We start from the raw sequence: 4,906 nt of genomic DNA on the forward strand, positions 1-4,906 counted from the left end.
ACAGTCGATGCATGACTGATACAGCTCTAGCCGGAGCGTCCGCGGACTCCGCAGCCGCCAAGCGCCCCGCGCGCACCAACCGCCCCGCCGCAAAACCGCACGGGCAGTGGAAAGTGGACGGCAAAACTCCGCTGAACGCCAACGAAACCTGGAAACAGGAAGACGACGGCCTGAACGTCCGCGAGCGTATCGAGTCCATCTACTCCAAAGAGGGCTTCGACTCCATCCCCGGCCAGGACCTGCACGGCCGCTTCCGCTGGTGGGGCCTGTACACCCAGCGCAAGCCCGGGATCGACGGCGGCAAGACCGCAACGCTTGAGCCGCACGAGCTCGAGGACAAGTACTTCATGCTCCGGGTAAGGATCGACGGCGGTGCGCTCACCACCGAGCAGCTGCGCGTCATCGGCCAGATCTCCGTGGACTTTGCCCGGGATTCGGCCGACCTCACCGACCGCCAGAACATCCAGCTGCACTGGATCCGGGTGGAGGACATCCCCGAGATCTGGACCCGACTGGAAGGTGTTGGCCTGTCCACCACCGAGGCCTGCGGCGACGTCCCGCGCGTCATCCTGGGCTCGCCCGTGGCCGGCATCGCCAAGGACGAAATCATCGATCCCACGCCGCTGATTGCCGAGCTGGGCGAACGCTTCATCGGCAACCCGCTGCTCTCCAACCTGCCGCGCAAATACAAGACCGCCATCACCGGCCACCCCAGCCAGGACGTGGTCCACGAGATCAACGACTTCGCGTTGGTCGGCGTGAAGCACCCCGAACTGGGCATCGGCTACGACCTCTGGGCCGGCGGCGCACTCTCGACCAACCCGATGCTGGGCAAGCGCCTTGGCGCGTTCGTCCGCCCCGAGGAAGCCGCCGAAGTATGGCTCGGCGTCACCAGCATCTTCCGCGACTACGGTTACCGCCGCATGCGCACCAAGGCCCGCCTGAAGTTCCTCATGGCCGACTGGGGTCCGGAGAAGTTCCGCCAGATCCTCGAGGACGAATACCTCGGCTACAAGCTGGCCGACGGCCCCGCCGCCCCGAAGCCCACCTCCCCGGGCGACCACATCGGCGTGCACGAGCAGAAGGACGGCAAGTTCTTCATCGGCGCCACCCCGCTGGCCGGCCGCCTCTCCGGCGCCCAGCTGGTCAAGCTCGCGGACACCCTCGAGTCCCGCGGCTCCTACCGCCTGCGCACCACCCCGCACCAGAAGCTGGTGGTCCTGGACGTTCCCAAGGAGCAGGTGGAGCCCCTCGTGGCCGAGCTCGACACCCTGGGCCTGTCCGCCCGCCCGTCCGTGTTCCGCCGCGGCACCATCGCCTGCACCGGCATCGAGTACTGCAAGCTGGCCATCGTGGAAACGAAGGTCACCGCAGCCACCGCCGTCGCAGAACTGGAACGCCGCCTTGCGGACCTCACGGAGTCCGGTGAACTGCCGCACGCGCTGTCCCTGCACATCAACGGCTGCCCCAACTCCTGCGCCCGCATCCAGACCGCGGATATCGGCCTCAAGGGCATGATGCTGCCAACGCCCGACGGCGACCCCACCCCGGGTTTCCAGGTCCACCTGGGCGGCGGGCTGGCTTCCACCGACCGCGAGGAAGCAGGCCTGGGACGCACGGTCCGCGGCCTCAAGGTCTACGTTGAGGACCTGCCTGACTACGTGGAGCGCGTTGTCCGCACCTTTGTTGCCCAGCGCGCCGAAGGCCAGACCTTCGCCGAGTGGGCCCACGCAGCAGATGAGGAGGCCCTCCAGTGAGCAAGCACGCCCTCGGGATAGACCCAGTGGCAGGCGATGCCGCCCAGGGAGTGGCATCTAAGGGACCGGACGAGGGACCCGCTGCGAGCCTGCGAGCAGAGGGAAGTCCGGTCACGCTGTCGGAGCCGCGCGCTGAGCTGATCGAAGATCAGCTGCGCGGCGAAGGGGCGGGGGCGGCATCGCCTGCCGCTGTCCTCCGCACGCACGACGAACTGAAGGCCATCGCCGAGTCAGGCGCCGCCGAGCTCGGCTGGGACGCCCCGGCCCGCGACGTGATCGCCTGGGTGGAGCGCAACTTCGAGCTGCCAGCCGTCGCCGTCGCGTGCTCCATGGCCGACGCCGTCCTGCCCGCGCTGGTCGCGGACCAGATGCCCGGCGTCGACGTCCTGTTCCTGGAGACCGGCTACCACTTCCCGGAAACCTACGCCACGCGTGACGAGGTGGCGGCGAACCTCCGCGTCAACGTGGTGGATGTGCTGCCGGAGAACACCGTGGAGCAGCAGGACCGGCTCCTGGGCAAGGACCTCTTTGCCCGCGACGCCGCCCAGTGCTGCGCCCTCCGCAAGGTGGCCCCGCTGCGCCGCACCCTGGCCGGCTACGAACTCTGGTTCACCGGGGTCCGCCGCGACGAGGCCCCCACCCGGACCAACACCCCGCTGGTCACCTGGGACGAGGTCAACGGCCTGGTCAAGGTGAACCCGGTGGCTGCGTGGAGCTTCGACCAGCTGGTCCAGTACTCCGATGACAACCTCCTGCCCGTCAACCCGCTGCTTTCGCAGGGTTACCCTTCGATCGGCTGCCAGCCCTGCACCCGGAAGGTTGCACCGGGCGATGATCCCCGCGCCGGCCGCTGGGCAGGCACCGACAAGACAGAATGCGGACTACACGTATGAGCACTTACCTAACTGAGGAGACCAGCCAGGTGACTGAAGCTGCCGTATCCACGCGCCTCTCCAGCCTGGACACCCTCGAATCCGAGGCCATCCACATCATCCGGGAGGTTGTTGCCGAGTTCGAGAAGCCCGCGCTGCTGTTCTCCGGCGGCAAGGACTCCGTGGTGATGCTCCACCTGGCCACGAAGGCGTTCTGGCCGGGCAAGGTCCCGTTCCCCGTCCTGCACGTTGACACGGGCCACAACTTCCCCGAGGTCATCGACTTCCGCGACCGCACGGTTGAAAGGCTGGGACTTAAGCTCGTCGTCGGCTCCGTCCAGGAGTTCATCGACCGTGGCGAGCTGGCCGAGCGTGCCGACGGCACCCGCAACCCGCTGCAGACCGTCCCGCTGCTGGACGCGATCCAGCAGAACAAGTTCGACGCCGTGTTCGGCGGCGGACGCCGTGACGAGGACAAGGCCCGCGCCAAGGAGCGCATCCTGAGCCTCCGCGACGAGTTCGGCCAGTGGGACCCGCGCAACCAGCGCCCCGAACTGTGGAACCTCTACAACGGCCGCCACACCGTGGGCCAGCACGTCCGCGCGTTCCCCATCAGCAACTGGACCGAGCTGGACATCTGGCGCTACATCGAACGCGAGAACATCGAGCTGCCGGGCCTGTATTACGCCCACGACCGCGAAGTGTTTGCCCGCGACGGCATGTGGCGCGCAGTCGGCGAAGTTTCCCAGCCGCTGCCGCACGAGGAAGTCATCACCAAGACGGTCCGCTACCGCACCGTGGGCGACATGTCCTGCACAGGCGCCGTCGAATCGGACGCAGCCACCGTGAGCGACGTCGTGATTGAAGTTGCCGCCTCCACCATCACCGAACGTGGTGCCACCCGCGCAGATGACCGCATCTCCGAGGCAGCCATGGAAGACCGCAAGAAGGATGGTTACTTCTAAATGAGCACCGAAACTTTGCCGCTGGCCGGGCTGGAAACCGCCCTGCCCACCACGCTTTTCCGCTTTGCCACCGCCGGATCGGTCGACGACGGGAAGTCCACTCTGGTGGGCCGCCTCCTGCACGATTCCAAGGCAATTCTTGCTGACACGCTCGACGCCGTTGCCCGCACCTCCTCCGACCGCGGCTTCGGCGGCGAAAAGGGCGGGATCGACCTGGCCCTCCTGACGGACGGCCTCCGCGCCGAGCGTGAACAGGGCATCACCATCGACGTGGCCTACCGCTACTTCGCCACGGACCAGCGCAGCTTCATCCTGGCCGACTGCCCCGGGCACGTTCAGTACACCAAGAACACGGTGACCGGCGCGTCCACCGCGGATGCCGTCGTCGTACTCATTGACGCCCGCAGGGGTGTCCTGGAGCAGACCCGCCGGCACCTGTCCGTGCTGCAGCTGCTGCGCGTGGCCCACGTCATTGTGGCCGTCAACAAGATCGACCTCGTGGACTTCAGCGAGTCCGTGTTCCGCGAAATCCAGGCCGACGTGCAGCAGGTGGCCCGCGAACTGGGCATCGGCTCCGCCGAACTGGGCACCGCCGACCACATCGACGACCTCCTGGTCATCCCCGTCTCAGCCCTCGACGGCGACAACGTGGTGGACCGCTCCGAGCGCACCCCCTGGTACGACGGCCCGGCCCTGCTGGAGGTCCTCGAAACCCTGCCCGCCGCCGACGAGATCGACACGCAGCTGGAGAGCTTCCGCTTCCCCGTGCAGCTGGTCATCCGGCCGCAGGGTGCACTCGCTCCCGACGCCGTCGCCGCCGGCCTGGACGTTGAGGCCTACCGCGACTACCGCGCCTACGCCGGCCAGATCACCGAGGGTTCGGTGAAGGTGGGGGACAAGGTTTCCGTGCTCACGCCGGGCCAGGCCGCCCGCACCACCACCGTGGTGGGGATCGACTTCGCCGGTGAGTCCCTGCAGGAAGCGTTCGCCCCGCAGTCCGTGGCGATCCGCCTGGCCGAGGAATTCGACGTCGCCCGCGGTGACACCATCGCCGCCGCCGGCACCGTCCGCGAATCCTCCGCCGACCTGTACGCAGCCCTGTGCTGGCTGTCCCCGAAGCCCCTGCGGGAGGGTGCCAAGGTGCTGGTCAAGCACGGCACCCGCACCGTCCAGGCGCTGGTCCGCAACGTCAGCGGCAAGCTGGACCTGGCCTCCTTCAAGCTCGAAGCCACCTCAAGCCTGGAGCTCAACGACATCGGCCACGCGCAGCTCCGGCTCGCCGCCCCGCTGCCGCTGGAGAACTACACGCACC

Annotated in this window: 3 protein-coding genes and 1 pseudogene; all 4 read left to right on the forward strand. The window is 67.8% G+C overall.

The window, feature by feature from the left end; all coding sequences use genetic code 11:
- Positions 1 to 11 precede the first annotated feature (11 nt).
- Entirely contained in the window at positions 12 to 1,757 is a 1,746-nt protein-coding gene (locus tag DBR22_RS18540; protein ID WP_108600220.1) for a nitrite/sulfite reductase, read from the forward strand.
- Between the two features lie 152 nt (positions 1,758 to 1,909).
- Complete coding sequence (locus DBR22_RS18545) at positions 1,910 to 2,650, forward strand: phosphoadenylyl-sulfate reductase (RefSeq protein WP_108600223.1); 741 nt, start codon at positions 1,910 to 1,912, stop codon at positions 2,648 to 2,650.
- Positions 2,647 to 3,594, forward strand: a complete 948-nt coding sequence (gene cysD / locus DBR22_RS18550; RefSeq protein ID WP_108600221.1) for a sulfate adenylyltransferase subunit CysD — start codon at positions 2,647 to 2,649, stop codon at positions 3,592 to 3,594. The genes DBR22_RS18545 and cysD overlap by 4 nt, the downstream gene beginning before the upstream one ends.
- Positions 3,595 to 3,636: 42 nt before the next feature.
- Positions 3,637 to 4,906, forward strand: a pseudogene (locus DBR22_RS18555) (sulfate adenylyltransferase subunit 1); the annotation flags it as partial.

The sequence above is a fragment of the Arthrobacter sp. HMWF013 genome, from assembly GCF_003061105.1.
GTDB lineage: Bacteria > Actinomycetota > Actinomycetes > Actinomycetales > Micrococcaceae > Arthrobacter.